The following is a 25,673-nucleotide window of genomic DNA, read 5'->3' as shown; positions in this document are numbered from 1 at the left end:
GCTCAGCCTTTCCACGTCCAGTTGCGGATGTCTTCCTTGTCGATGCCCTCGGCGTGCGCATATGCGAGATGCTCGATGATCTGCCCGCGCAGCCACTCCTTCGTATGATCGCCGACGCCGCGCAGCGCCGGCACGCGGTCGATCGCGTCGATCGCGAGCGTAAAGCGGTCCACGCCGTTGATGATCGCGAGTTCGAGCGGCGTGTTGATGTTGCCCTTCTCGCGATAGCCGTGCACGTGCAGGTTCGCGTGATTCGTGCGGTTGTACGTGAGCTTGTGCACGAGCGACGCATACGAATGGAAGTTGAAGATCACGGGCTTGTCCGTGGTGAACAGCGAATCGAAATCGCGGTCGGACAGCCCGTGTGGATGCGCATGCTCGGGCATCAGCCGGAACAGGTCGACCACGTTGACGAAGCGGATCTTCAGCGCGGCGAAACGCTCCTTGAGAATCTGCACGGCGGCGAGCGCTTCCATCGTCGCGATGTCGCCCGCGCAGGCGATCACGACGTCGGGCTCGACGCCCTGGTCGGTCGAGGCCCAGTCCCAGATGCCGATGCCCTTCGTGCAATGCGTGACGGCCGCGTTCATGTCGAGATACGTCAGATGCGGCTGCTTGTCGGAGACGATCACGTTCACGTAGTCGCGCGAACGCAGGCAGTGGTCGGCGACGCTCAGCAGCGTGTTCGCGTCGGGCGGCAGATAGATGCGCACCACGTCGGGGCTCTTGTTCGTGACGACGTCGAGAAAGCCCGGGTCCTGGTGCGTGAAGCCGTTGTGATCCTGGCGCCACACGAGCGACGTGATGAGCAGGTTGATCGACGGCACCGGTTGCCGCCAGTCCAGTTCGCGCTTGGCTTTTTCGAGCCACTTCGCGTGCTGGTTGAACATCGAGTCGATCACGTGGACGAACGCCTCGTAGGTCGCGAAAAGCCCGTGGCGGCCGGTCAGCGTATAGCCTTCGAACCAGCCTTCGAGCGTGTGTTCGCTGAGCATTTCCATCACGCGGCCATCGGGTGACAGATCGCCGCCGTCGGCGTCGCTCTCCTCCATCCCGGCGAGCCAGGTCTTGCCCGACGCCTCGTAGACCGCCTGCAGCTTGTTGCTGGCGGTTTCATCGGGACCGAACAGGCGGAAGTTCGTCATGTTGTTGCGCATCACGTCGCGCAGGAACGTGCCGAGCACGCCGGTGGGCGAGATGTACGAGGCGGCGGGCCTCTTCACGTCCACCGCGTAGTCGCGAAACGGCGGCATGTCGAGCGCCTTGCAGAGCAGCCCGCCGTTCGCATGCGGATTCGCGCTGATGCGGCGCGCGCCGTCGGGCGCGAGCGCGCGCAGTTCCGCGACGAGCCGGCCATCGGCGTCGAACAGCGTGTCGGGGCCGTAGCCGCGCATCCAGTCCTCGACGATCTTCAGGCTCTTGCGGTTGGTCGCCGGATCGAGCACCGGCACCTGGTGCGCGCGCCACGAACCTTCCACCTTGTGGCCGTCGACTTCCTTCGGCCCGGTCCAGCCCTTCGGCGAGCGCAGCACGATCATCGGCCAGCGCGGCCGCGTCGGGTCGTTGTTCTGGCGCGCATGCTGCTGGATCGCGCGGATTTCGCCGATCGCCTGTTCGAGCGTCGCGGCCATCTGCTGATGCATCGTGTCGGGATCGTCGCCTTCGACGAAATACGGCTTGTGGCCGTAGCCGACCAGCAGCGCTTCGAGTTCCTCGCGCGGAATGCGCGCGAGCAGCGTCGGATTGGCGATCTTGTAGCCGTTCAGATGCAGCACCGGCAGCACCGCGCCGTCGCGGATCGGGTTGAGGAATTTGTTCGAATGCCACGACGTGGCGAGCGGACCGGTTTCGGCCTCGCCGTCGCCGATCATCGCGGTCACGATCAACCCGGGGTTGTCGAACGCGGCGCCGTAGGCATGCGAAAGGCTGTAGCCGAGCTCGCCGCCTTCGTGGATCGACCCCGGCGTCTCCGGCGTGCAATGCGAGCCGATGCCGCCCGGGAACGAGAATTGCCGGAAGAAGCGCCGCAGGCCGGCTTCGTCCTCGCCGCGGTCGGGATAGATTTCCGAGTAGCGGCCTTCCAGGTAGCAGTGCGCAAGACTCGCGGGCGCACCATGGCCGGGACCGGACAGAAAGATCACGTCGAGATCGAGCTGGCGGATCAGGCGGTTCAGATGCACGAGCACGAAGCTCTGCCCCGCGTCCGAGCCCCAGTGGCCGAGCAGCCGGTTCTTGATGTGCTCGGGCTTCAGCGGTTCGCGCAGCAGCGGGTTGTCGCGCAGATAGATCATGCCGACCGACAGGTAATTGCAGGCGCGCCAGTAGCGGTCCATCTTGCGCAGCGTGTCGGCGTCCAGAACTGGCGGCGGATTGGGATGCGAGGTTGCTTCGGCCATGGCGTCACTCCTCGAAAAGGACTGCAAGCAGGTTGGCGGGTGTTGAAGCAGGTGTTGCGGTGGATGTTGCAGCGGATGTTCGCGCGGCGGCTGGCGTGAAGCGGGCGTGGGCCGCGCTGTCGGATATGGCTTCGGGTGCGCGTTGCTGTCATGCGTGGTGCATCGCGGGGCGGACACGAACTACGGACACGAACGCATGATTCGACAGAGCGCGGCGCGGCGGCACGGGATGCCCGGTGCGGCGCACGCGGGCGATCCACGGTCGCGCTCGTCAGGAATCTGACAGGCTGGCCGTCGCATGGTTCGGTGCAATCCGGCGTAATTTGGTGCAATTCGGTGTAATCGCGCGGAAGCTGCCATGCGTGACGCGAATGTATTAAGCTGCACAGGCTTCGTGCCGCGCGCAACCGGTGCTTCAGGCGCCGGGCATGGCTGTCATGCATTGCCGCCGCGCATTGTCACGGTATCGGATGCTCGCCATCTCCTCCTTGTTTCAGATCAAGCCCACCATGTCGACATCTAAAGGTCCACTCAAAGTACTGACCGTTCTTATCCTCTCGCTCGTGTTGCCGGGCATCGCGCTTGCCGTGCTGATCGGCGTGTTCGGGCTGGTCGTCAAGCTGTTCGGCCACGGCTAGCGGCGAGCCTCGCGGCCGGCCCGCGAAGGCATGAGCGCATAGCCCGCGCCCAGGATAACCCGCACCTAAGCCTTCGCGCTGCGCAGCAGCGTATCGATATCGATCTCCGCCAGTTCGCCGATCCGCTCCACCGTCACGTCGGCAGGCGGGTTGTTCGCGATCTCCTTCGGATCGAACGCATAGTGTCCCTGGCGCGGAAAGACCGTCGTCAATTTCGTGCCCCAGGTCTTTTTCATCGCGCTGAGAATCCGCAGCTTGTCGTCGACCATCACGTAATGGCGCGCCGGATAGCACTCCATCACCTGATCGAGCATCAGTTCCTTGTGGATGTAGATCAGCACGCGTCCGTCGACTTCGTCCCACAGGCCCGAGCGCGCGACCTTGCGCGGCTGGAACACGACGTCGCCGTCGGACAGGATCACCGTCGGTCCGCGCGTCGCCAGATGCCGCAGCGCGTCGAGCGCGCCCGGATAGAGCCGGTTCGCAAACGGATAGTCGATCAGGAACGAGGACATCAGCAGCAGGCGCGTGTCGCGCGGATGCTCGGTCCGATAGCGTTGCAGCGCGCCGAGGTAGTCGGCGTAACCGAGTTCCGTGCGCAGGTTCTCGAAGATTTCCCAGTAACGCGCGCTGTTCTCTTCGCCGAACTCGTGCGTCATGTGTTTGCGCAAGTCCTGCAACACGTGATCGTTGTCGAGCAGCGTGTTGTCGCAGTCGAGCAGAAACACGACGTCGTGCGGCGTGGCGGTGGTGACGGGCATTGAGGCTCCTTCTTTCCATGATTTCGCGCGCGCATTGTCGCGCGGGCGGGGTGATCCTGCCGAGGGTTGTGCCGATCGGCTTTGCCGATGGCACCATGAGGCTACGGCTCAAGTGTCCTCAGGTGTCGTTTCGCCGACGGTTTGCGGACGGGCACGTCGCCGGCTTGCAGCGCGCGCTAGCCGTTCTGCCCGCCGTCCGGCGTGGCGGGTTTCTCGACGTGGCCGCCGAAATCGTGACGCATCGCCGACAGCACGCGGTTCGCGAAATCGGCGTCGCCGCGCGAGCTGAAACGCGCGAACAGCGCGGCGCTCAGCACCGGCGTCGGCACGCCTTCGTCGATCGCGGCCGCGACGGTCCAGCGCCCCTCGCCCGAATCGGACACGCGGCCCGCGTAGTTTTTCAGCTCGGCGTCGCCCGCGAGCGAGCCCGCGATCAGATCGAGCAGCCATGAGCCGATCACGCTGCCGCGCCGCCACACTTCGGCGATCTCGGCGAGATTCAGGTCGTACTGGTAAAGCTCGGGACGGCGCAACGGCGAGGTTTCCGCATCGGCTTCGCGCGCGTGGCGGCCGGCGTTGGCGTGGCGCAGAACGTTGAGGCCCTCGGCATAGGCGGCCATCATCCCGTATTCGATGCCGTTGTGGACCATCTTGACGAAATGCCCCGCGCCGTGCGGACCGCAATGCAGGAAGCCCCGGTCGGCAGTGCTGGCGTGGCGGGTTTCGCTGCCGGCGGCTTGCCCGGCCGCGCCATTGACTGCATTGCTGGCGGGATTCGTCGCGCGGCCCGGGGGCGGTGGCGCCGCGCCGACGCCCGGTGCGAGCGCCGCAAAGACCGGTTCGAGCCGCTGCACGATTTCGGTCTCGCCGCCGATCATCAGGCAGTAGCCGCGCTCGCGGCCGGCCACGCCGCCGCTCGTGCCGACGTCGACGTAATGAAGTCCGCGCGCGCCGAGTTCTTCCGCGCGGCGGATGTCGTCGTGATAGTAGGAGTTGCCGCCGTCGATCACGACGTCGCCCGGATCGAGCAGCGGCACGAGTTTTTCGAGCGTCTCGTCGACCACCGCGGCGGGCACCATCAGCCACACGGCGCGCGGCTTGTCGAGTTGCGCGATGAAACCTTCGAGCGAGGTTTCGCCCGCGATGCCTTCCTGCCTGAGCCGGTCCACCGCCGCCGGCTGCACGTCGTAGACGACGCATTGCTGAGCGCCCTTCGTCAGGCGGCGCACCATGTCGGCGCCCATACGTCCCAATCCAATCATGCCTAGCTGCATATCTCGCTCCGGAAGGTGCTGCGTTGCGGGTCTGATTTACAGGTTTTCTGACTGTGGCGCTGCGGTTACGTGCCCCGTACGGCCGTTTTTTTATGGTGGAGACCGCTGGCCGCGGTCGGGTCGCATGACGACGCACGCGCCGTGGTACGTCATCGTGACACATCGATCACTGTAGTCGCGCCGATGCGCGCGTGCCGGACAACATGGCCGCGCCGGGACCTCGGCGTCGCGACACAACCTATGCATAGCCTACGCGAGCGCGAGGGCTTCCGCGTGACGCGACCGCCCGAGGCGTTGCTTTTTTAGATCATTTCACTCACTTCACTCGCTGCGCTCCGGCATGCGCCCCCCGCGTCGCGCGAGCCACCTGGCATACTGCGCCGCGGCAAAGCGCCGGATCGCGCGCCACATCAGCGGATAGCGATACCCCGGCACCGCGAACAGCACGAGCGCGCACAGCCCGAGCAGGCCGCAGAACAGGAACGTGCCGCGATAGCTGAACGCCTGCACGAGCAGCCCCGACAGCACGCCCGACAGAATCGAGCCGACCCGCGCCGCGTTGAAGAACAGCGCGGTCGCGCGGCCCGGCGCATGCGGCATCAGGTCCTGCACGTAGGTCATGCCGAGGCACGAGGTCACGGCGACCACGAACGCGTTGAGCATCTGCATCGGGATCAGCACGTTGATGCTGCCCGCCAGCGACATCGCGACGAAATACACCGCATGCACCGCCGCGCACGCGGCGAGCCAGTTCGGCTTGTGCAGCGACGACGACTTCGCGCCGAGCGCGAGCATCATCGGGATTTCGGTCAGCGCGCCGAGGCCGAGCATGACCGACACGTCGAGATGCGAGCCGTTCAGGCCATGCACGATGTAGAGCGGCAGCACGATCATCGTCGCGTTCGCGGCGAGACCGAGCAGCGTCAGCGCGGCCACCGCGCGCATGATGTCGTTGGCGGAAGCTGTCGGCAGCGTTTCGTGCGCGTCCTCGCCCGGCGCGGTCAGCGGCGGCACGGTGATCGACGCGGACGGCTCCGCGGCGGTGTCCTCGACCGTGTGATCGCCGAAGTGGCTTTGCGGCTCGCGCATGCGCCAGACGATGAACGCGCAGGTCGCGAAGCTCGCGGCCGCGAACAGGAACAGCCCGTAGAAGCTGGTGGCCGCGAGCACGAGCGCGCCGACCGACGGCCCGAACACCCACGCCGCCGACAGAATGGTCCGCAACGTCGCGCTCGCGAACACGCGCTCGGCGGGGTCCGGCACCGGCAGCGCCGCGCGGCTGAACGAGAACACCATCGAGATCGCCGAGCCGCCCGCGCCAATGAAGACGATGCCGACCACGAGCAGCAGCCGGTAATCGCGCACCACGCAGAGCGAGAGATAACCGAGCGCGGCCGCGACGAGCGCCGCCAGCAGCAGCGGCCGATGCCGCCCGCTCGCGTCGCTCCAACGCCCGGCGAGCGTGCTCGCGAGCACGCCGCTTGCGGCGATCAGCGTCATGAAGATGCCGAGCCTGAGCGGCGTCATGCCGGCGCGCTCGACGCCGAACAGCGATAGATACGGAGCGGTGAACGACATCGCCACACCGAGCATGAGGGTGGCGGCGGCCAGCGGCTTGAAGCCAGGGATGTAAAGCAGGCTGAAAAAACGCGAAGTTTTCAACACGGAGGCGGTGAGGTCGGGTGGAGCGGGCCTGACAACGCCGCAAGGCGCCTGACGGCACGATAGGCCCCGAGCTTCGGGGCCGGAACGACCGGGGCATTATCGACCCGGAGCGCGGGTTGCGTAAACTTTTGGGAGGGTGTCCCAAATACGCCGGAATGACCGCCGGCATGACGCCCGAAACCGGGAAATTCACCCAAGCCTCGACCGGCTGGGACGACAGGAACAATACGACTGGCGCCACCCGGGCTGATTTCCTGAAATACTTCGAGCTTTACCGCTGGAATTTCATGGAGTTCAACCATTGATAGCGAGTTCTGCGTTTCTGGGCTCGGCGGCGGCGCTGGCTGACGGAGATGCCGCGTATCTGCTCTGGATAATCGGCGTCTTCTCCGTTGTCGCGTTCCTGGTCGGTTTGCGGAAGGATGCGGGTAGCACGCGCTGGGTGCGCACGCTTCAATCGGTGGGACTGCTCGCCCTTCCCGCGCTGTTGCTCCTCGGGATGGTCGTCTCCATGATTCCTCCGGCATGAGCGCGGGATAGGAGCGGTCAGATGGCCTGAACGCTTTCCTTGCGCACCACCCGGTGCCAGTAACGTCTCTCGCAGCGCCCCACGCCGAATGCGTGCGTCTAACGAAGAAGTCCTTGTCGTGCGTTATTTGCCGTTTTTGGAAGCGTCCGCTACTTGCTGTTCTTCGCGTGCATTCGCCACATCAGCGGCGTGCCCTTCCCCGCCCACCTCACAACACGACATAACCCCGCTGTTCGAGCGTCCAGCGATGCCACCGGTTGCCATACGCACCGCATGCGATGCCGAACACAACCGACAGCACGAGTCCGATCAGATCGGCCGTTGTGCCCCACAGGCCGAACGCGAACAGGATCAGGTTGATCGCAAGCATCACGAACGCGGCAAACCACATTTTCTTCGACAGCGCCCAGATAAAGCCGAGCAGACACGCTCCCCAGCTGAAGCCGGTCGCGACCGCGACGGTTTCCGTGGCACCGGGACGTTGCAGATAAATTCGCGCTTCCATGTTCTTTCCTGAATTTTTGTTTCCGATTCGCTCCTGAACCGTTCCCGCGAGGGCGGGCGGCGCGTGGCGGTGCGATGGCACGCGCTTCGCTTTTTAACACGCCATGACGACAAAATGCCGAGCGAAAGCGCACTGCGTGCCGCCCGCGCCGCCTTCCATGACGACCCGCGGCATAGCTGCTACGCTTGACGAATCCCGACGCCGAGCCTCGCGCCCTATTCGTCGTCAAGGCGCGAAGAGCACCGCGCCAGCGGCACGCGCGATCTCTCCATCCGTACCGTACCCGGAGCCTGCATGACATCCCCGACCGCCTATTCCCTGCAAGCCCCCACGCGCGCCGAACTCGACGCGCTGCCGGGCGTCACCGTCGTCGAATTCGGCACAAACTGGTGCGGCTATTGTCAGGGCGCGCAGGCATCGATTGCGAAGGCGCTCGGGCCGCACGCCGGGCTCAGGCACCTGAAGGTCGAGGACGGCCCCGGCCGCGCGCTCGGTCGCTCGTTCAAGGTCAAGCTGTGGCCGACGCTCGTGCTGATGCGCAACGGCGCCGAACTCGCGCGCGTGGTGCGTCCGACGAGCGCGGCCGATATCGAGGACGCGTTCGCGGCGCTGTGAACGGCTTTGATGCGCATCGAGGCGGCAGTGCATACGGCGCGGTATTGTCGTGCCATTGCGCTCGCCTTCTTGGGGGTTCGATGGTTCAGCTCAGTTCACGAGCCGCACCGTTCCGCGCTTTGGCTTCGCTGTTTCATCGCGGGCAGTCGTCGCCGGCAGGCGCGATCGGCCAACGTTTCCGCTATTCGCTTGCTGTCGTTTCCAGTTTCCAGTTCATAGCACGTCTCTCATGCGCCAGGCCATTCACCATCTGAGCATCAAGGCCCGCAGTCGCGGGCTCGTCGAATTTACCGATGAAGCGCGCCGTTTCGTCGCCGACCAGGGCATCTCGACCGGTTTGCTGACGCTGTTTTGCCGCCATACGTCCGCCTCGCTGCTGATTCAGGAGAATGCCGACCCGTCCGTGCAGCGCGATCTCGAACGCTACTTCGCGAGCCTCGCGCCCGAAGACACCGGGCGCTACGAGCACGATACCGAAGGCCCCGACGACATGCCCGCGCACTTGCGCACCGCGCTCACGCAGGTGCAACTGTCGGTGCCCGTCGAACACGGACGGATGGTGCTCGGCACATGGCAAGGGTTATATCTGTTCGAACATCGCCGGCATACGCAGCCTCGCGATATCGTGCTACATCTGCTCGGCGAATGATGCGGCGCTCGCGCGGTCCAAACATGGCATGCGAGGACCGCCGAGATAGTTCGTCGGGTCGTTCGCCGACCTGACGGTTCGAGGGCCGGTTGGCTCGCCCGATCGCCAACCATGCCGGATAACCTGAAGCCTGATAGGCTGAGCCTGGCAGTTTGGACACGGACCGCCCTTTTTTCGGCTTTCTGATTCTTTTCGTACAGACGCACACGCATCGCGCCAAGGAAACTGTCCCCGCCTCTTCACCGCACCCCGGATCGAACGGAGCCAACCTAAGGGAGCACCTCTCATGGATACCCGTAGCGAACTGCAAGCCACCGTCGACGCGATGGTCCAACCCGGCAAGGGCCTGCTCGCCGCCGACGAAAGCGGCCCGACCATCGCCAAACGCTTCAGGACGATCGGCCTCGAATCGACCGAGGAAAACCGCCGCGCCTATCGCAACCTGCTGCTCACGACGCCCGGCCTCGGCGACTTCGTGAGCGGCGTGATTCTCTACGCGGAAACGCTCGGCCAGCAAACCGACGACGGTACGCCGTTCCCGCAAGTCGCCGCCGCCAACGGCATCGTGCCCGGCATCAAGGTCGATCTCGGCAAGGTGCCGCTCGCGCTCGCGCCGGGCGACGAAATCACCGAAGGGCTCGACGGCCTCGCCAAACGCTTCGTCGATTACAAACGGCAAGGCGCGCGCTTCGCGAAATGGCGCGCGGTCTACAACATCACGGCGAGCCTGCCGAGCCGGCTCGCGATCGAGGCGAACGCCGATTCGCTCGCGCGCTATGCGGCGATCAGCCAGGAAGCCGGCATCGTGCCGATCGTCGAACCCGAAGTGCTGATGGACGGCGAGCATACGATCGGGCGCAGCGCGGAAGTGACCGAGGCCGTGCTGCACGAGGTCTTTCATGCGCTGCATCGGCATCGCGTGGTGCTCGAACATATCCTGCTGAAGCCGAGCATGGTGCTGGCCGGCTCGGAACACGCGCAGCCGTCGACGACGGCGGAGATCGCCGCAGCGACCGTGCGCGTGCTCAAGCGCACGGTGCCCGCGGCGGTGCCGGGCATCGTGTTTCTGTCGGGCGGGCAATCTCCCGAGGAAGCGACCGCGAATCTCGATGCGATGAACCGGCTTGGCCGATTGCCGTGGAATTTGAGCTTCTCGTATGGGCGTGCGTTGCAGGAGCCGCCATTGCAGGCCTGGGGTGGACAGGCGGGGAATGTGGCGGTCGCGCAGCAGGCGCTGCTCAAGCGCGCGCGGCTCAATGGAGCGGCGGCGTTGGGACGGTATGAGGCGGGGATGGAGAAAGAGTGAGCGTCCGCGGATTGCCTAGAACTGCGAAGTCAGCTGAAAGCCGAGCGTGACGCGCGTAGTTGGAAATCCTGACGGTTTATAGACCGCCGTACCGGCGAACAGATCATAGGCAAGCGCGCCCGCCTTTGCCGATACGCTGCCCTTCACGCCGATCACCGCACCCGCGAGTTGCGATCCGGCGAGATAGGCCGCGTTCGGGCCGAACACATGGCCGTAGTCGAGACCTGCGTATAGCGACTGGCCGGTGGCACCGATCGGCCATTGCAATTCATTGCGCCAGAAGAAGCCACGCTCGGCGGCAAGCATCGTTTCGCCGTCGAAGCCGCGCACCGTGTAGCGGCTGCCGATCGTCAGATCGTCGATATAGTTCACCGTGGTCGCCGTCAGGTTGCCGCCCGCGACGACCGCCACGCGAAGCCGGTCAGATTGCCGCTGGCGTCGAGCCGTGGCGTGCCGGTCGTCAGAATGCCGCGCGTCGTATTGATGAAGCCGCCGCCATCGACGACGATGCCCGAGCCGTTCGCCACCACCACTTCCGCTTTATTGCCGGCGACTTCGAGATAACCACGCAATTGACTCGGTGAATTGCTATTGACCTGATTCAGAATGATCCGCGCCGATTGTCCCGGCGACAGATCCGGATTGCCATTGATCTGCCCCGCCTGCTGCGTCTGAACGATGGTCGGCGAGTTATTCAGAATCACGCCCGGCTTTTGCACGTCGAATTGCGAATACGTGTTGACCGAAACCCCCGCGCCACCCGGCTTGTTGATATTGACTTGCGGCAAACCGTTCTGCGTCTGGATGACGGTTGGCGCATGCGCACCCGCGCCGACCACTTGCGCGTCGACGGGCACGGGCGCCGCGCCAAACGCGAGCAGCGCGCCGAAAACCGCGGGCCTGAGCGCAAACAGCGAGATTTCCGGGAATTGTGCTGCGGGACGATGAGGACGGGTTTCACCCGAATCCGCTTTGCCTGCCGCGCTGGCGGTTTCGGCCACGGCGACCAGCATGCCCCGAATCCGGCTATATACCAGCCGAAACGTATTCTGATTCATTGCCTGTTGCTTCGATTTATCCGATTGAATGGAAATTAACTCAAATCAGAAAATCGAATTACAAACAAGCGTCAACTTTTATGCGTATATGGAAATATAATTATAAATAGGGAGAATCTGATTGATATGTTCGGATAAATTAAAATAAAAAAGAGAAAATAAAATTCGGATTTCCGTAGAATTTATCAAAGACGGAATATCGAATTTTCAGGAAATTATCGCCAGCATATAGCGCAGCCGGCACCGATACAACCCGCTACGCCCCGCACGCCACCAACGCATGCAGCTCGTCGATATCGAAGGGCTTCGCGAGAATCGCCACGCCAAGCCGGCGCGCGCGTTCGAGTTCGTCGGCGTAACCGGTCATCAGTGCGATCTTCTGCGACGGCCACGCGCTGCGGACTCTCTCTGCGAGGTCGATGCCGTTGAGCTTGCCCGGCATCTGGATGTCGGACAGCACGAGTTCGAAGCGGGCGCCGCCGCTCAGCACGTCGAGCGCCTGATCGGCGGTCGGTTCGTGGCGCACCTCGCAGCCGAAGGTTTCGAGCACCGCAGTCACGCCCGCCGCAACGTCCTCGTTGTCCTCGACGAGCAGCACGGCGCCGGCGGGCATCAATGCTGGCTGCTGCGCATCGGCGCTCGCGGCCGCTGCGCCACGCTCGCGATAGCGCGGCAGATAGAGCCGCACCGCCGTGCCGCTGCCCGGCACGCTGTCGATCTTCGCGGTGCCGCCCGCCTGCTCGCACATCGACAGCACCTGCGCGAGCCCGAGCCCCGTGCCCGAGCCGCGCAGCTTGGTCGTGAAAAGCGGTTCGAACGCGCGCCGCGCGACCGCGTCGGGCATGCCCTCGCCATCGTCGGAGCAGGTAATCAGCACATATTCGCCGTCGGGCAGCAGCGTGTCGCTGCCGACGAGCCGATTGTTCTGACAGCGGATCACGAAGCGCCCGCCATGCGGCATCGCATCGGACGCGTTCACCGCGAGATTCATGATCGCGAATTCGAGGTCGGTGGGATCGGCCAGCACCTGCCACAGGTTATCAGGCATCCTGAGCGAAAACTCGATCGTGTCGCCGAGCGCCGCGTCGATCAGCGGTGCGGCCGCGGGCAGCCAGTGCACGAGATCGACCGGCTCCTGCTTGAGCGGTTGCTTGCGCGCGACGCTCAGCAAACGCCGCGTCAACGATTCGGCGGCTGCGGTCGCGCGTGCGACCGCATGTACTTCCTTCCCGACATCGTTGAAATGCTTGAGCCGCGCCAGCTCGGTGTTCGCCGAGACCACCATCAGCAGATTGTTGAAATCGTGCGCGATATTTGCAACCAGGTTGCCGAGCGCGCCCATGCGCAGCAGTTGCCGGCTCGACGCTTCGGCGGAAAGCCGCATCGCGACCTCGCCCTGCCAGCGCTCCCACGCACGGCGCTCGCCTTCGAGCTGACGCAGCGAATAGACCACGAGCAGCCAGATCGCGATGCACGGCACGGCCGTGAGTGCGGCGATGGTCAGAAAGTGGCTGCGCCATGCGGCCATGATCGACGACGTCGCATACGCGCTCAGCACGTAGAGCGGATAGTCGCCGACGCGGCGAAACGCGACCAGCCGCTCGATGCCGTCGGCGGTCGAAGTCAGACGCACGTGGCCGAACAGCTGCTTGTCGCGCAACGCCGCGGTAAACGCGGTGTGGATCGGTTGGCGGACGCCGGCCGGCCACGCCGGATAACGCACGAGCAGATTGCCGTCCTGGCGATACAGGCCGAGCGCGAGCGCCGGGTCGCCGTCGGTCAGTTCCTGGTAGAAGCGCGAGAAGTACGCGTTGCGCAACGCCACCGTGACCACGCCGAGAAACTGGCCGTTCGTGTCCGAGCGGCCGATCGCGGTCGTGAACACATCGGTCTTCGAGAGCGTGCTGTACATCGGCAGCGAAAAATACGGTTGCGGGCGCATCGCCTTCGCGGCGAGAAAGTCGTCGCGCTGGCCGATCGACATCGCCGGCGCCGGATACGCGAGGCTCGATACGAGCAGATCGCCGTTCACGCCGACCAGCGCAATCGACGACACTTGCGGAAAATCGCCGCCGATATCGCGCAAGCGCCCATGCAACCCGGCTTGCTGCGCGCGGATTTGCATGTCGTCGGAATTGCCGAGCAGATCGACGATGCGCGAGGCCATCTGCCGGTTCAGGTCCAGCACCTTGACGGCCTGCTCTTCGGTCACGCGCACGAGCCGGTCGATCACGTCGTCGGCATCGGCAATGCGGCGCTCGTAATCGAAATAGCCATAGCCGGCGAGACAGACGAGCGGAAACACGATCGACACGGCGAGCACGATCAGCAGCACGCGCCGCGTCGCCGCGAAGTTGCGCGAAGGCATCGGAAAATCGACTGCGACACGTTCCGCACGCTGCACGGTCAGTCACTCCATGAAAATGACATACGACGAGAGAAAGCATTGCACCTCAGTTCGCGCCCTGCTATTCGCATGGTGCGGTTCGCGTATTGCTGTTCGCTCGCTAATTCGTTTTACTCCGGAATTTACCGCACTTCCCCGTTTTGTCCCAAGCGCGTCGGCAGCGTGATCGGGTTCGCGGTTCGGGGCCATGTCCGGCGATGGCTCAGGCACACGCTCAGGCACACGGATTGCTACTTGCGAATGCTCACCTGCTCCACCGCACGGCTCCCGCAAGCGCAAGCGACGCGGCGAAGCGTCAGGCACCCGGTGCGGCCGACGCGCCCTCATCGGACGTGAGCTGTTCTTCAAGCCGGTCGAACACGCGCTGCGTCGCGCGGCTCGGCGCTTCGAGCGCGAACAGCAGCAGCGAGCGGCCCGTCACCTGATAGGCGTCGCCCGCGCGGAATTGCGGCAGTTCCGCACGCACCGGCATGTTCGTATCGACGAGACAGGTCCAGTGTTCGCCTTCGGGAATCTCGGGCAGCGTGAAATTGACCACGTCGTGATGCGCGTTCAGGACGAGCAGCAAGGTCGCATCGGAAGCGAGGCGGCGAATGCCGCTCGCCTGCGCGCGGCCGTCGATCACGAGGCCGAAGCAGCGCATCTGCGGATCGTCCCACTGCTCGTGCGCGATGTCGGTGCCGTCGGGCGACAGCCAGCGCGTATCGGTCACGTCGAGCGCTTCGTTGTACTCGCCGGTGAGAAAGCGGCCGCGCCGCAGCACCGGCAAACGATGCCGCAGCGTGGTCAGATTGCGCACGAATTCGGTCAGCGCGCGGCTATCGTCGTCGATCGCATCCCAATCGACCCAGCTGATCTCGTTGTCCTGGCAATACGCGTTGTTGTTGCCGCGCTGCGTGCGGCCGAATTCGTCGCCCGCGAGAAGCATCGGCGTGCCTTGCGACAGCAGCAAGGTCGCAAGCAGATTGCGTTTCTGGCGCTCGCGCTGCTGGCGGATGTCGGCGTCGTCGGTCGGTCCTTCGACGCCCATGTTCCAGGATTTATTGCCCGAGTGGCCGTCCTTGTTGTCTTCACCATTTGCTTCGTTATGTTTATCGTTGTAGGAGACGAGGTCGTTGAGCGTGAAACCGTCGTGCGCGGCGATGAAGTTCACGCTGGCCCACGGCCGCCGGCCGCGATGATTGAATTTGTCGCCCGATGCGGTGAGCCGTGTCGCGAGATCGGCGGCCTTGCCTTCGTCGCCCTTCCAGTACTCGCGCACGGTGTCGCGAAAGCGGTCGTTCCATTCGGCCCAGCCCGGCGGAAAACCGCCCACCTGATAGCCGCCCGGACCGCAATCCCACGGCTCGGCAATCAGCCGCACGCTGGAGAGCACCGGGTCCTGGCGGCAACTGTCGAGAAAGCCGCCGCCTTCGTCGAAGCCATGCGTCTCTCGGCCGAGAATCGTCGCGAGATCGAAACGGAAGCCGTCGACCTTCATTTCCGTGACCCAGTAGCGCAGGCTGTCGGTGACCATCTGCAGCACGCGCGGATGCGACAGGTTCAGCGTGTTGCCGGTGCCGGTATCGTTGATGTAGTAGCGCGCCTCGTCGGGCAGCAGACGGTAGTACGACGCGTTGTCGATGCCCTTGAACGAGATCGTCGGGCCGCGTTCGTTGCCTTCGGCCGTGTGGTTGTAGACCACGTCGAGAATCACTTCGAGGTCGGCCTGATGGAAACGGTCGACCATCTCCTTGAACTCGCCGACCGAATCGTTCGACGATGCGAAGTAACGCGGGTCGGCCGCGAAGAAGCCGATCGTGTTGTAGCCCCAGTAGTTCGTCAAACCTTTATCGAGCAGATAGCTGTCGTTGACGAAGGTCTGGACCGGCAGCAGTTCGACCGACGTCACGCCGAGGCCGCGAATGTAGTCGAGCACGGCCTGCTGCCCGAGCGCCGCGAACGTGCCGCGCAAATGCTCGGGCACTTGCGGATGACGCTTCGTCAAGCCGCGCACGTGGGTTTCGTAAAGAATCACGCGCTCCCACGGCAACGCGTTGCGCTCGGGATGCGTCCACGAGAAGTTGGCGTCGACCACCTTGCATTTCGGCACGAAGGCGGCGCTATCGCGTTCGTCGAACGAAAGGTCGCCGTCCGGCGAGTCGAGCGTATAGCCGAAAATCTCCGGCGCCCACTTCAGTTCGCCGATGTGCGCTTTCGCATACGGATCGAGCAGCAGCTTGTTCGGATTGAAGCGATGGCCGTTCTCCGGCTCGTAAGGACCATGCACGCGATACCCATAGACCGCGCCCGGTTTCAGATTCGGCACGAACACGTGCCATACCTCGTCGGTGTACTCGGGCAGTTCGATGCGCTCGATTTCGTGCTGCCCCGTTTCATCGAACAGGCATAGTTCGACTTTCGTCGCATGCGCCGAGAACAGCGCGAAATTGACGCCGCTGCCGTTCCATGTCGCGCCGAGCGGAAACGGCGTGCCTTCCGAAATGCGCGTCGAGTAGTGAGCCGGGTTTGACATAGGAGCGGTTCCTGTGGACGCGAGGGACGTTATCGCGGCGTTGGTATTCGTTGCGTATGGCTTCGCCGCTATTCCAGCGTCGGCGGCCGGACGGCGATGCGGCCATTCAGCCACGCCGCGCAGCCGGCCCGCTCATGCAGCAATTTGCAGACCTGAAACCATGCCTGATTTGCGCTGCCGTTCGCTCGCCGCGCTGCGGGCTTCACGCAAGCTCCTGCGGGCGTGACAAATGTCAAACGTCTAGTCGGTACGAGAGCGCGGCAAAGCGGCCCCGTATCAAGCGGAGATCAATCGGAAACTCATCGGAACCGTTCTTTCACAATGGCCCGGCCACATGCAGCGCCGCCGCCGATTCGAGCACGCGCAGCAGACGCTCGGGCGTCAACGGCTTCGCGCAATGGGCATCGAAGCCGGCGGCTTTCGCGCGCGCGCGGTCTTCGCGTGACGCAAATGCCGTACACGCAACCAGCAACATATGTGAAGTCTGGGAATGAGCGCGCAGCCGGCGCGCGAGTTCGAGCCCGTCGAGCCCCGGCATCTTGATGTCGAGCACCACCGCGAACGGCTGCCATTCGCGCGCCATGTCGCAGACGGCAAACGGATCATCGAGCGCGCGGCAGTCGAAGCCGTCGGCGATCAGCAGCATCTGCAACGCCTCGGCCGCTTCGCGGTAGTCGTCGACCACCAGCACGCGACGATGCGCGGCCATCGCGTAGCGGATCGGCCGCCACACGAGCACGTCGTCGTTGCTATCCACGCTGTCGTTGAACGTCATTTTTACTTGCCTTATTCCATTCCGCTCTGACGGGCATTGCCCCACACGGCAATATCTGCTCCCGTCTCCCTTGCGCAATCGTTGTATTCGCCGTTAACCCCGTTCAAACGCCGCGACCAACGCGGCGCGCCCGCATACCCGCGAGGAATGCGGTTCAGCTTGCCAATTCACTACGGCGTTTAAATGACACGGCTCGAGACAGACGCATGCGCGCCATCGTTCGAACGCACTGTCCTCGTGCGACCGCCCCGCTCAAGGGCCCGGCACGATGTCGTTTTAAAAACGGATTGAGGGGATGTCGTTTATAAGCCGCTTGCGCTCTTGGCGGCGCACATCGATAAAGCGGTCATAACCACAGCATAAGCGACGCCGCCGATAAAAAAATGCTCGACATGTTAGGGGTTTGCGCTCTGCGGGTTATCCCGCACGATAGGCCGGCTCATATATGCGGACAGGTATCCGGCCCGGTACGGCGATAAGCAAGCTGTATTCCCGGGGCGCGGCCGCGCATGGGGTCGCGGTCCTGCTTACGATATTCCGCTTACGGTATATAAAGCAAACAGACGTGCCGGGAGCGGCCGCCACCCGGCGGCCCCGGTCCGTATCGCGAGACTTCATGCCGCTTTTTCTCGACCAGCATGCGCTGTATATCGCCAAACATCCCGGCCGTTTCGTGTTGCAGACGCTGAAAGCCTTTCGCGCGAACCAGGGGCTGCTGCTGGCGGGCGCGGTGGCGTATTACGCGCTGCTGTCGATCGTGCCGCTGCTGATCCTGGTCGTCATCGTGCTCTCGCGCGTGGTGCCGCAGCCGCTCGTGCTCGATGCACTCGGCCATCTGTTGCGCTGGCTCGTGCCGGGACAGTCGAATGCGCTCGTGCGCGAGCTTGCCAATTTTCTCGAGCATCGCGCAGTGATCGGCTGGGTACTGCTGCTCACGATGATCTTCTTCAGTTCGCTCGCGTTTACCGTGCTCGAAAACGCGATGTCGCTGATCTTCGTGCATCGTGTCGTCGTGAAGCGGCGGCACTTTCTGATCTCGGCGCTGCTGCCTTACTGCTACATCCTGTGTCTCGGCATCGGCCTGTTGATCGTAACGTGCGTGTCGAGCGCGCTCGAAACGATCGGCGCGGAAGGGATCGAACTGCTCGGCCTGCACGTGCCGCTCGCGGGCTTCTCGCGCATCGTGCTGTACGTGCTCGGGCTCGCCGGCGAAATCTTCGTGCTGACCTCGATCTATCTCGTGATGCCGGTCGGGCGTCCTTCGATCAAACACGCGCTGATCGGCGGCGTCGTAGCGGGCGTATTGTGGGAAATCACGCGGCACGTGCTGGTCTGGTATTTCGCCACGCTCTCGCAGGTGAGCCTCGTCTATGGGTCGCTGACGATGGCGATCGTGATCCTGCTGAGCTTCGAATGGCTCGCCACGCTGCTGCTGTTTGGCGCGCAGGTGATTTCGCAATACGAGCGCTTCGGTCATGAACCGCTCGATGCGCCGCAACCGCAGATAGAAACGGGCTAAGGGTACTGGTTAAGCGAAGCAAACAAACCAGTAGCGAGAAACGCCATATGCTTGTCCCGTTGCGCGCAAGCGCGTAGGCAATGAAAGATCATTAGAAGGTTGAGCCATCGCGGGAGTCGGGCTTCGGGACGCGGCTGTTAGAATGACACGCCATTGCATGCCGCTTATTGCTCGTCGCTTCTGCATGCGGTTTATGGCACATCGTCTGTTGCATGCCACTACGTCCCTGCCCTCATACACATGCCGCAATTTCTCCAGACTGAAGCCAAGACGTTCGGCGTGACTTCGTTAATCACGTGCGCGCTCGGCGCTCGCGACATCACGCCCGATACGCGCCAGCGCGAAGCAATCGGCGCGCTCGCGGCCCTGCTCGGCGCACAGCAGCAGGCTCGGCGTGCATGGTCTTCGTCCGCATTTGCCTCGCAAGGCGTCTATTGCCACGGGCTGCCCGGACGCGGCAAAAGCCTCGTCGTCGATACGGTGTTCGAACTCGCGCCGTGCCGCAAACGGCGTCTGCACTTCCACGAATTTCTGCGCGAGATGAACCGGCGGCTCGTCAATGCGCCGCGCAGCGACGACCGTCTCGGCGATGTCTCGCGGCAATGGCTCGACGGCATCGAGTTGCTGTGCTTCGACGAATTCCATGTACACGACATTGCCGATGCCTTCCTGATGGGCCGCTTTCTCGATACCGCAATCGGCCTCGGCACGCGCATCGTGCTCACGTCGAACTACGCACCCGACGATCTGCTGCCCGACCCCGAGTTTCACGAGCGTTTCCTGCCGACCATTGCGCAGATCAAGCGCTGCTTCACCGTCATCCATTTCGATGGCGCGCGCGATTATCGCTTCGGCGGCGAAGCGGCAGAGGTACCGCGTTTCTTTGCGCCGCTCGACGCGACGAGCCATGCGGCGCTGCGCGCTATCTTCGCGCATCATGAACGCGACGCGCGTATCGAACCGGTCACGCTCAGCGCGGCGGGCCGGCCGCTTGCCGCGCGCGCCGCGGGCAATGCGCTGCTGTGGGCGGACTTCGAGCCGCTCTGCGTGGCAAGCCGTTCGCACCTCGACTACCTCGATCTCGCCGGGCAATGGCAAGGGATCATCGTCGACAATCTGGATACGGCCGCGCTTGCGCAGTCGCAGACGTTGCAGCGGCTCGTGTGGCTCATCGACATCGTCTACGATCGCAAGCGCGCGCTGTTCATCGCTTCAGATCAACCGATCGAGTCGGCGCTCGTCGGGCTCGAAGGCGCGCATGATTTGTCGCGCACGCTGAGTCGGCTGGCGGAAATGCAGTCGCGCGCGTATCGCAGCACGCTCGATGGAACACGCGACGACAACAGCATGAACGCTGTCGACGCATCGTGAACACGGTACACGGTGCCGCATAGATCGCACACGCCACATCGGGCGCTTCGGGTTCATGTAAATCTTGCATTTCGATTCGAAATACGCGTTCACGGTCGTACGGAATCTGATGGCGCTCGCGGAAGCCGATACGAGCAGTAAGGCGCCGATGGTGACGATTCAGGCGAATTGATTAGCCGGTACGATGCTTCTTCAGATGCCGTTTCAACATAAAAAGCGCACTCGACAATACGACCGCAACGACGATGCAGTACGTGAGGAATAACAGAAAAAGGCCGATTGTCTCGATGTCATCCGGATCAAGCGGGTCGGGTACACCCGCCAGGTGCATACCGGCCCGAATAGTGACATCGAGCCAATACGGTATGTCAAAGGAAAACGGCGAGAGAAGTTCTCCCAGCCACCAACCGCCGGCTACCGACGCGCCGAGGAATGCCAGCACACGTGCAGTACACCAGACTATCCGTTTCATCGAATCTCCACCGTACCGTCAGCGTGCAACGCGCTGCCGGGTACCTGAAAAAATGGCACCTTATAGCACGCTCGGTCAACGGTGAATCTCAATAACGGCCCGGCCAGAAATTGCTGGACCTGGTCGGTGCATTGCTACGCACCGACCTGCCAATATCACCCCTTCCCTCCACCCCTTACCCTCTCGATCTGCTGCTTCGCCACCCCATACACCCGTTCCGGCGTAAAGCCGAATTTCTTCTTCAGATCGGCCAGCGGCGCCGATGCACCGAACGTATGCATGACGACCTGCGCGCCGAGCCGTCCCGTGTAGCGATCCCAGCCGAGCGCTGCGGCCTGCTCGACCGCAACGCGTGCTTCGACATCGGCGGGCAGCACCGACTCCCGATACGCCTGGTCCTCGCGCTCGAAGATGTCCCACGACGGCATCGACACCACGCGCGCCGCGATGCCCTCGCCCTTGAGCTTCTCTTACACGTCGACGCAGATCGAAACTTCGCTGCCGCTCGCCATCAGAATCACCGCGGGCTTCTCGCCGGCGGGGGCATCGGCGACTACATAGGCACCGTGCTGCACGCCGCTCGCGGCCGCATAGCGCTGGCGGTCGAGCGTCGGCAGCGGCTGGCGCGTCAGCACCAGACACGACGGCCTGCGCGGATGCGCGAGCGCAACGCGCCACGCCTCGGCCGCCTCGTTCGCATCGGCGGGGCGCAGCACCGTGAGTCCCGGCACGCCGCGCAACGACGCAAGCTGCTCGATCGGCTGATGCGTCGGACCGTCCTCGCCGACGCCGATCGAATCGTGCGTGAACACATAGATGGCCGGCACTTCCATGATCGCCGAGAGCCGAATCGGCGGCTTCATGTAGTCGCTGAAAATCAGGAACGTCGAGCCGTACGGCCGCAGATTCGATAGCGCGAGGCCGTTCACGATCGCGCCCATCGCGTGCTCGCGAATGCCGAAGTGCAGATTGCGGCCGCCATAGTCGTCCGCTTCGAAACTGCCCGCGCCCTCGAATTTGAGGTTGGTTTTCGTCGACGGGGAAAGATCCGCCGCGCCGCCGAGCAGCCACGGCACGCGCGCGGCAATCGCATTGAGCACCTTGCCCGACGATTCGCGCGTGGCGATGCCCTTCGCGTCGGCCTCGAAACTCGGGATGTCGCTGTCCCAGCCCTGCGGCAATTCATGTGCTTCGATCTGCGCGAATTCGCGCGCGAGGTCCGGATATGTCTTCTTATAGGTTTCGTATTGCGTCTGCCATTGCTCGCGCGCCGCCTTGCCGCGCGCGCCGAAACCTTGCGCGAAGCGTTCGTGCACGCCATCCGGCACATAGAAGAATTTATCCTCGGGCCAGCCGTAGGCTTGCTTCGCGAGCGCGACTTCTTCGACGCCGAGCGGTTCGCCGTGCGCGGCCGCCGTGTCCTGCTTATGCGGCGCGCCCCAGCCGATCAGGCTATGCACCACGATCAGCGTCGGCCGGTCCTGCACGCTCTTCGCCTCGACGAGCGCCGCTTCGAGCGCGGCCGTGTCGTTCGCATCGTCGACGTGCAGCGTGTGCCAGCGATAGCCGCGAAAACGGCTCTCGACATCGTCGCTATACGCGAGGTCCGTATGGCCTTCGATCGTCACGCGATTGCTGTCGTAAATCCAGATCAGGTTCGACAGCTTCAGATGCCCCGCGAGCGAGGCCGCTTCGTGCGAGATGCCTTCCATCATGTCGCCGTCGCCGCATAGCGCGTAGACGCGGTAATCGAACAGCGGCGCGTCGGCCTTGTTGAAACGGTTCTCGTACCAGCGCGCGGCCATCGCCATGCCGACGCTGTTGCCGAGCCCCTGGCCGAGCGGTCCCGTGGTCGTCTCGACGCCGGTGGTCATGCGGTATTCGGGGTGGCCCGGCGTCCTGCTGCCGAGCTGGCGGAAATGCTCGATGTCGTCGAGCGATACGGCCGGCCCGCCGGTGGGCTGGCCGTGCTCGTCGACGGCCTTCACGTTGGCCAGATGCAGCAGCGAATACAGCAGCATCGACGCATGCCCGACCGACAGCACGAAGCGGTCGCGATTCGGCCACAACGGTTCGTCCGGGTCGTAGCGCAGATGGTGTTGCCACAACTGGTACGCGACCGGCGCCAATGCCATCGGCGTACCGGGGTGGCCGGAATTGGCTTTCTGCACGGCGTCCATCGACAGCGTGCGGATCGTGTTGATGCACAGCTGATCGAGGGCGGGATCGTTTTGCATGGGACGCTCCTTGTTCGGCAATTCGGAGGACAGCCGGAACGCACGGTGCGGCGCTCGCGCGTACCGGCGCATGGGATCGACGTGGAAGCTCGCGTGGGAACATGCGCAAAAGCATGCCGGGGACAGCGCGCGAAAACTCACGCACGGGAGCACACGTATGAAAAATCGCGGCGAAGCTCACCGATGATGCGCCGATATGCGTGAATCTGCACGCATTCACATGGCCGCCAACATGGGCCGTTGCGTGGCGGGTCGCCCTGATTGCACGCCCCCGTCGCTCAACCGCTCAACTCTCCGGCGACGCGCGATCCGCCGCGACGATCTCGCGGCCGTAGTCGATCGCCGCTCGCCGCGCTTCGTCGGCGGTCGCGTAGGGGCCGATCTGCGGCGCGCCGTCGAATGGAAACAGCACTTTCCGGTCAGCCTTTCTGACGACCTTCAGTCCACCTATGTAACGTCCGTCGCCGGTTCCATGATAGCTGGCGTAAATCTCGAAGTCGTCGTCAGCCACGTCGGCCTTGTGTCTTGCCATGTGCATGCCTCGTCCTGGGTTTCCCATCCATGCGGCCCCGTTGCGGCGATATCCACTGCCGCGTACGCACTTCGCCAGATCGCGATCTCGCGCGCGACGAAGGCAAGCAATACCCGTTCCTCGCAGCTCGGCTCGCTCATACACGCACATGCACACGCGCACTCAACGACGGGCGCACTCTCGCGGCGGAAAGCCTGGGTATTGAAAGCGGAAGAACCGGACGGATTCGCGACACGCAGGCGTTCGAAAGCCGCCCAAGATAAGATAGTCGGCAAACCGGCCCGAGCCAAATCAAAACATCGTTTGTCATTCGACATTTTTTGCCATGAGCATGCCCGACCTGCCTGAAAGCGAAGACGGAAACAAGGACGAAAACCTCGGCCTCTATCGGCGCGCGACGCAGACCGGCGCCGAATGGTGGCGCGTGAGCGTGGCCGACCGGCCCGAGACCTATCGCCTCGAACACGGTGTCGACGACGGGAACGGCGCGGGCGGGGTCGATATCGATCTCGTCGTCGATGCGGAAAATCTGCGGGCCAAGCAGAAGAAGTGGCGCCGCGAGGGTTTTGCGATCGACAGCGGCGCGGCCGGCAACGATCCCGATGCGCGGGCGCGCGTCGCCTTCATGCCGGAGTTGCAGCGGGCCAGCGCGAAGAGGCTGGCGGAGCAGTCGCGCGGGTCCGGGAAAGCCGACGCAGCAACGCAGGCCGAAGCGCACGACACCGTGCGCATCGGCGACGTCGACGTCCCTTGCGGCATGCCCCACCCGCTCGTGCCGCGCATGAATCCCGCCTATCTGTTTTCGGCGCGTTTTAACGACATCGTGGCCGACATCGTCGAGAACCGCCGCGTGATGCTGATCGGCCACACGGGCGCGGGCAAGACGAGCCTCATCGAACAGGTTGCCGCGCGGGCGCGGCACGGCGTGCTGCGCTCGAACATGAACGGACAGACGACGGTCGGCGATTTCGTCGGCTTCTGGACCGTCAAGGGCGGCGAGACCCTGTGGGTCGACGGCGTGCTGCCCACGGCGATGCGCGAGGGCCTGTGGCTGATCGTCGATGAAATCGACTTCGCCGAACCGTCGATTCTCGCCGCGCTGACCGCCGTGCTCGAACCGCAAGGCCGTCTCGTGCTGAAGGAGAAAGGCAACGAGATCGTCGCCCCGCATCCGGCGTTCCGCCTCTTCGCGACCGCGAACGCGGTCGGCGCGATGAGCCAGTTCCGCCATCTGTACCAGGGCGCGAATCTGATGAACGAGGCCTTTCTCGATCGCTGGCGCGTCTACCTGCTCGACTATCTGACGCCAGCCGAGGAAACCGACGTGCTGCTGCGCACGCTCGCGCCGTATATGACGCGCTCGCTCGCCGTCACGCTTGCCGCGATCGCCGCCGACTGCCGCGCCGCGTTCGCGCGCGAAGACCTGTCGAGCGCCTTCTCGACGCGCCGGCTGCTCGACTGGGCCGAACTGATGCTGCGCACCGGCGATCCGGAGCGCGCGGCGGGTCCGGCCATTTACGCGAAGGTAACGCCCGAGGATGCCGCGCTGATTCGCGGCATCGTCCGTCATCACATCGCGCCGGCTGTTTGAGCGCCGGGAGCGGAAGCGATACGGAAGAACGGCACGGATGAACGACACGGAAGCGCGGCGATGAACGCACGGCACCCCGCCCCCACCTCGCGCAACGCACAGGGCTTCGCATTCGAATCGACGCTCGGCAAGGTCGCGCGCGTGCTGACCGGGCAATACGGCGTGACCGTCGTGTTCAGTCCCGATGGGCCGCGCGTCGAACCCGGCCGCATCGTGATTCCCGATTACGAACGCGATGGCGGTGTCGAGCGCGATGTATTGATCGGCTATCTCGATCTGCTCGTCGCGCGCGCCAAACATGCGTCGCTCGCGCAACTCGATGCGCTGCCGCAAGGCATCACGGCAAAGCTCGCGCAGGTGATCGACGATCGTCGCGTCTGCGCGCAACTGCTCGACGAATATCCGGGCGCGCGCTGGTTCATCGGCGCATTGCGCACGCACGCGGCCGAACGCGTGCGGCAACGCTGGCCGAAGCTGCATTGGCGCGACCGGCTCGCATGGCTCGTCGAGCGCACATTGTGGGACGAAGCGCCGACCCGTACCGAGGCGGTTCATTCGCTGCTGGCGGCATTGCACGCGTCGCAGGATTTGCTGCACGAAGCCCGCGCGAGCGGTTCGACCGCGCGCAGCATCGCGGTCGCGCACGATCTCGTCGCGCGCGTGCGGGCATTGTCGGCCGGCGAGGCGAACAGCATGATGTTCACGGCCGATCCCATCGAAGACATCGACACCGATACCGTGCCCGCTTCGTCGGCACCGTTCAGCGAGGACGATGATCTGCGGCCCGATCACGCCGCCGCCACGCCGCCGGCGGAGCGCGGCGGCGGCGCGCAGGCCGACGACGCGGTCGGCATGGGC

The 25,673-nt window shown here is 64.1% G+C and carries 20 protein-coding genes and 3 pseudogenes; 10 read left to right on the top strand and 13 right to left on the bottom strand.

What is annotated here, in order from left to right:
• Nucleotides 1-2: 2 nt before the first annotated feature.
• Nucleotides 3-2,396 (bottom strand): phosphoketolase family protein, encoded by a 2,394-nt coding sequence (locus tag GXB81_RS05360; protein WP_205988573.1) that lies wholly within the window; start codon nucleotides 2,394-2,396, stop codon nucleotides 3-5.
• Between the two features lie 509 nt (nucleotides 2,397-2,905).
• On the opposite strand from GXB81_RS05360, the gene GXB81_RS31730 reads away from it, so the two are divergent.
• Nucleotides 2,906-3,034, top strand: a complete 129-nt coding sequence (locus tag GXB81_RS31730; RefSeq protein ID WP_275691437.1) for a hypothetical protein — start codon at nucleotides 2,906-2,908, stop codon at nucleotides 3,032-3,034.
• A 65-nt stretch (nucleotides 3,035-3,099) separates the two neighbouring features.
• Here the strand turns inward: GXB81_RS31730 and GXB81_RS05355 are convergent, their stop codons facing one another.
• The 3 genes from GXB81_RS05355 to GXB81_RS05345 all read right to left on the bottom strand — a co-directional run bounded on the left by GXB81_RS05355 (nucleotide 3,100) and on the right by GXB81_RS05345 (nucleotide 6,734).
• Nucleotides 3,100-3,795, bottom strand: a complete 696-nt coding sequence (locus tag GXB81_RS05355) for an HAD family hydrolase (protein ID WP_167281711.1) — start codon at nucleotides 3,793-3,795, stop codon at nucleotides 3,100-3,102.
• A gap of 176 nt (nucleotides 3,796-3,971) precedes the next feature.
• On the bottom strand, nucleotides 3,972-5,069 hold the full coding sequence (gene gnd, locus GXB81_RS05350; protein ID WP_205988572.1) for a phosphogluconate dehydrogenase (NAD(+)-dependent, decarboxylating): 1,098 nt from the start codon (nucleotides 5,067-5,069) through the stop codon (nucleotides 3,972-3,974).
• A gap of 321 nt (nucleotides 5,070-5,390) precedes the next feature.
• Entirely contained in the window at nucleotides 5,391-6,734 is a 1,344-nt protein-coding gene (locus GXB81_RS05345) for a sugar efflux transporter (protein WP_205988571.1), read from the bottom strand.
• A 116-nt stretch (nucleotides 6,735-6,850) separates the two neighbouring features.
• Here GXB81_RS05345 and GXB81_RS05340 point away from each other — a divergent pair, with 116 nt between their 5' ends.
• Both GXB81_RS05340 and GXB81_RS05335 read left to right on the top strand, forming a co-directional pair.
• Nucleotides 6,851-7,039, top strand: coding sequence for a hypothetical protein (locus GXB81_RS05340; protein ID WP_205988615.1), 189 nt, complete (start codon nucleotides 6,851-6,853; stop codon nucleotides 7,037-7,039).
• Nucleotides 7,036-7,263: a hypothetical protein gene (locus tag GXB81_RS05335; protein WP_205988570.1), complete on the top strand. Its 228-nt coding sequence runs from the start codon at nucleotides 7,036-7,038 to the stop codon at nucleotides 7,261-7,263. Before GXB81_RS05340 ends, GXB81_RS05335 begins: the two co-directional genes overlap by 4 nt.
• 208 nt (nucleotides 7,264-7,471) lie before the next feature.
• Here GXB81_RS05335 and GXB81_RS05330 read toward each other — a convergent pair whose 3' ends face one another.
• Nucleotides 7,472-7,768, bottom strand: coding sequence for a DUF2628 domain-containing protein (locus GXB81_RS05330; RefSeq protein ID WP_205988569.1), 297 nt, complete (start codon nucleotides 7,766-7,768; stop codon nucleotides 7,472-7,474).
• A 294-nt stretch (nucleotides 7,769-8,062) separates the two neighbouring features.
• Here GXB81_RS05330 and GXB81_RS05325 point away from each other — a divergent pair, with 294 nt between their 5' ends.
• From GXB81_RS05325 to GXB81_RS05315, 3 genes are all read left to right on the top strand, one after another.
• Nucleotides 8,063-8,383 (top strand): thioredoxin family protein, encoded by a 321-nt coding sequence (locus GXB81_RS05325; protein WP_205988568.1) that lies wholly within the window; start codon nucleotides 8,063-8,065, stop codon nucleotides 8,381-8,383.
• Nucleotides 8,384-8,612: 229 nt separating this feature from the next.
• The gene (locus GXB81_RS05320; protein WP_167041878.1) at nucleotides 8,613-9,032 is read left to right on the top strand and encodes a secondary thiamine-phosphate synthase enzyme YjbQ; all 420 of its coding nucleotides are present in this window, start codon (nucleotides 8,613-8,615) and stop codon (nucleotides 9,030-9,032) included.
• 286 nt (nucleotides 9,033-9,318) lie between these two features.
• Nucleotides 9,319-10,338: a class I fructose-bisphosphate aldolase gene (locus tag GXB81_RS05315; protein ID WP_205988567.1), complete on the top strand. Its 1,020-nt coding sequence runs from the start codon at nucleotides 9,319-9,321 to the stop codon at nucleotides 10,336-10,338.
• Nucleotides 10,339-10,353: 15 nt separating this feature from the next.
• Here the strand turns inward: GXB81_RS05315 and GXB81_RS31725 are convergent.
• From GXB81_RS31725 to GXB81_RS05285, 5 genes and pseudogenes are all read right to left on the bottom strand, one after another.
• Nucleotides 10,354-11,396 (bottom strand): annotated as a pseudogene (locus GXB81_RS31725) (ShlB/FhaC/HecB family hemolysin secretion/activation protein).
• A 256-nt stretch (nucleotides 11,397-11,652) separates the two neighbouring features.
• Nucleotides 11,653-13,800 (bottom strand): ATP-binding protein, encoded by a 2,148-nt coding sequence (locus GXB81_RS05300; protein ID WP_205988565.1) that lies wholly within the window; start codon nucleotides 13,798-13,800, stop codon nucleotides 11,653-11,655.
• A gap of 298 nt (nucleotides 13,801-14,098) precedes the next feature.
• Nucleotides 14,099-16,318 carry a glycogen debranching protein GlgX gene (gene glgX, locus GXB81_RS05295; protein ID WP_205988564.1) on the bottom strand — a complete coding sequence of 740 codons (2,220 nt, stop codon included), beginning with the start codon at nucleotides 16,316-16,318 and terminating at the stop codon, nucleotides 14,099-14,101.
• 68 nt (nucleotides 16,319-16,386) lie between these two features.
• Nucleotides 16,387-16,524 (bottom strand): hypothetical protein, encoded by a 138-nt coding sequence (locus GXB81_RS05290; RefSeq protein ID WP_205988563.1) that lies wholly within the window; start codon nucleotides 16,522-16,524, stop codon nucleotides 16,387-16,389.
• A gap of 110 nt (nucleotides 16,525-16,634) precedes the next feature.
• Nucleotides 16,635-17,093, bottom strand: coding sequence for a response regulator (locus GXB81_RS05285; RefSeq protein WP_167041866.1), 459 nt, complete (start codon nucleotides 17,091-17,093; stop codon nucleotides 16,635-16,637).
• Between the two features lie 616 nt (nucleotides 17,094-17,709).
• Between GXB81_RS05285 and GXB81_RS05280 the strand changes: the two genes are divergently transcribed.
• Nucleotides 17,710-18,612 carry a YihY/virulence factor BrkB family protein gene (locus tag GXB81_RS05280; protein ID WP_205988562.1) on the top strand — a complete coding sequence of 301 codons (903 nt, stop codon included), beginning with the start codon at nucleotides 17,710-17,712 and terminating at the stop codon, nucleotides 18,610-18,612.
• Nucleotides 18,613-18,891: 279 nt separating this feature from the next.
• Nucleotides 18,892-19,983 (top strand): cell division protein ZapE, encoded by a 1,092-nt coding sequence (zapE, locus tag GXB81_RS05275; RefSeq protein ID WP_346777782.1) that lies wholly within the window; start codon nucleotides 18,892-18,894, stop codon nucleotides 19,981-19,983.
• Nucleotides 19,984-20,155: 172 nt separating this feature from the next.
• Here the strand turns inward: zapE and GXB81_RS05270 are convergent, their stop codons facing one another.
• The 3 genes and pseudogenes from GXB81_RS05270 to GXB81_RS05260 all read right to left on the bottom strand — a co-directional run bounded on the left by GXB81_RS05270 (nucleotide 20,156) and on the right by GXB81_RS05260 (nucleotide 23,224).
• Nucleotides 20,156-20,455 (bottom strand): hypothetical protein, encoded by a 300-nt coding sequence (locus tag GXB81_RS05270; protein WP_205988560.1) that lies wholly within the window; start codon nucleotides 20,453-20,455, stop codon nucleotides 20,156-20,158.
• A gap of 155 nt (nucleotides 20,456-20,610) precedes the next feature.
• Nucleotides 20,611-22,692, bottom strand: a pseudogene (tkt, locus tag GXB81_RS05265) (transketolase).
• A 286-nt stretch (nucleotides 22,693-22,978) separates the two neighbouring features.
• Complete coding sequence (locus tag GXB81_RS05260) at nucleotides 22,979-23,224, bottom strand: DUF6723 family protein (RefSeq protein WP_167041851.1); 246 nt, start codon at nucleotides 23,222-23,224, stop codon at nucleotides 22,979-22,981.
• Between the two features lie 325 nt (nucleotides 23,225-23,549).
• Here GXB81_RS05260 and GXB81_RS05255 point away from each other — a divergent pair, with 325 nt between their 5' ends.
• Both GXB81_RS05255 and GXB81_RS05250 read left to right on the top strand, forming a co-directional pair.
• Nucleotides 23,550-24,815, top strand: coding sequence for an AAA family ATPase (locus GXB81_RS05255; protein ID WP_205988559.1), 1,266 nt, complete (start codon nucleotides 23,550-23,552; stop codon nucleotides 24,813-24,815).
• A gap of 60 nt (nucleotides 24,816-24,875) precedes the next feature.
• Nucleotides 24,876-25,673: pseudogene (locus GXB81_RS05250) on the top strand (cobalamin biosynthesis protein CobT); the annotation flags it as partial.

This window comes from Paraburkholderia sp. Ac-20336 (assembly GCF_017105025.1).
Lineage (GTDB): Bacteria > Pseudomonadota > Gammaproteobacteria > Burkholderiales > Burkholderiaceae > Paraburkholderia.
The sequence above is the reverse complement of the archived record's forward strand: the minus strand, read 5'-3'. Positions and strand labels throughout refer to the sequence as shown.